At 75.4% G+C, this 1,526-nt stretch carries 2 protein-coding genes; one reads left to right on the top strand and one right to left on the bottom strand.

The genetic code is table 11. The annotated features are described in order from the left end of the window. Positions 1-344: 344 nt before the first annotated feature. A complete protein-coding gene (locus GTW67_RS36685) occupies positions 345-770 on the top strand; it encodes a hypothetical protein (RefSeq protein WP_161169027.1) in 426 nt (141 codons plus the stop codon). A 303-nt stretch (positions 771-1,073) separates the two neighbouring features. On the opposite strand, the gene GTW67_RS36680 is transcribed toward GTW67_RS36685, so the two are convergent. Next, positions 1,074-1,526: CBS domain-containing protein (locus tag GTW67_RS36680; protein WP_161169025.1), on the bottom strand; the 453-nt coding region annotated here is incomplete at its 5' end.

The raw sequence follows: 1,526 nt of genomic DNA, 5'->3' as shown, positions 1-1,526 counted from the left end.
GCGGCCGCCCCCGAGGGCTCGGGCACGCGCTTCGCGGTCCTCGGCGGTATGCGCCGCCCCTGGCCGGCACCGCTGCGGACCGCGCTGCGCCCGCTCGGCCGCACCCGGGGCCTGCTGATGATCGACCGGGCCGCCCGGCGCGCCCGGCTGCGGCGGGACCTCCGGGAGGCAGGCTGAGCACCCGGGGCCCGGCCGCCGGGGGCGGTACCGGAAGCGGCGGCCCCCCGTCCGCCGCTTCCGGCCCGCGCCCCGGTCCGGCCGTACCGCTCACCCCCCGCAGAAGACGGGGGCTAGCCCCCGTGCCCGCGCCGTTCCCGCCGCCTACCGTGGAAGCCATGACGGGAATGGACGGGCGGGACACCGACCTCAAGAAGGAACTCGACGCCACCCTGCAGACCCGCAGGGAGCTCGGTGAGGAGTACGAGTCCGCGCTGGTCGACTCGTTCCTGGAGAAGGTCGACCAGCGCATCGACGGCGCGGTCGAGCGGCGGGTGCGCCGGCAGTTCGCCGAGCAGCAGATGACGGCGGCCCGGGACAGCCGGTCGCCGCGGGCCACCGACTCCTTCGGCGAGCGCTTCGGCTTCGGCATCGTCTCGCTGGTCCTCGCCGTGCCGCTCTCCGCGATCGGCGGCGGCGTCGCCAACCTCCCCGGGCTGCTGACCGCCTGGGCGGGCATCGTCGGGGTCAACGTCGTCCAGGCCGCCCGCACCAACCCGGGCCTCTTCGGCCGCCGCCGCGCCGCCGCCCGCGAGGACCGCTGGGAGGACTGAGCGCGCGGAAAGACTGCGCGGGGACCGCCGCACCCCCATCGCTGGGGGGCGGGACGACGACGGTCCCCGCGGGGGACGCGCTGCCGGGCCTCACGGCCGGGGCTGCGCGTCCGTGGCGTCCGTGGAGGTCCGGGAGCCGCTCCGGAAGGTCCTCGACGCCGTACGGTGCCGGCCCGGGCGGGGAGCCGCTCCCGCCCTGCCGACATCCACCACTGTGCCGAACCCGTGTTAAGCGGGTGCTGCGCGAACGTGACGCGCGCGTACCACTTCCGCGAAGTCCACGGGCCCGGCCGGATCCCGGGCCTACTTGCCGCCCTTGGCGAGGAAGGCCAGCAGGTCCTGACGGCTCACCACACCCGTCGGCTTGCCCTCGACCAGCACGATCGCCGCGTCGGCGGAGCCGAGCACGGACATCAGGTCGGCGACCGGCTCACCGGAGCCGACCTGCGGCAGCGGCGCGGACATGTGCTTCTCCAGCGGGTCCTCCAGCGAGGCGCGCTTGGTGAACAGGGCGTCCAGCAGCTCGCGTTCCACGACCGAGCCGACGACCTCGGCGGCCATCACGTCCGGGTGGCCGGCGCCGGGCTTGACGATCGGCATCTGCGAGACGCCGTACTCGCGCAGCACCTCGATGGCCTGGCCGACGGTCTCGTCCGGGTGCATGTGGACGAGCGACGGGATGGCGCCGTGCTCCTTGTCGTTGAGGACGTCGGCGACGCGGGCGCTGGGGCCGGAGTCCTCCAGGAAGCCGTAGTA

Origin of the sequence: Streptomyces sp. SID5910 (genome assembly GCF_009862125.1) — a bacterium.
GTDB lineage: Bacteria > Actinomycetota > Actinomycetes > Streptomycetales > Streptomycetaceae > Streptomyces.
Note: the sequence above shows the minus strand (reverse complement) of the source record. Positions and strands in the feature narration are given on the sequence as shown.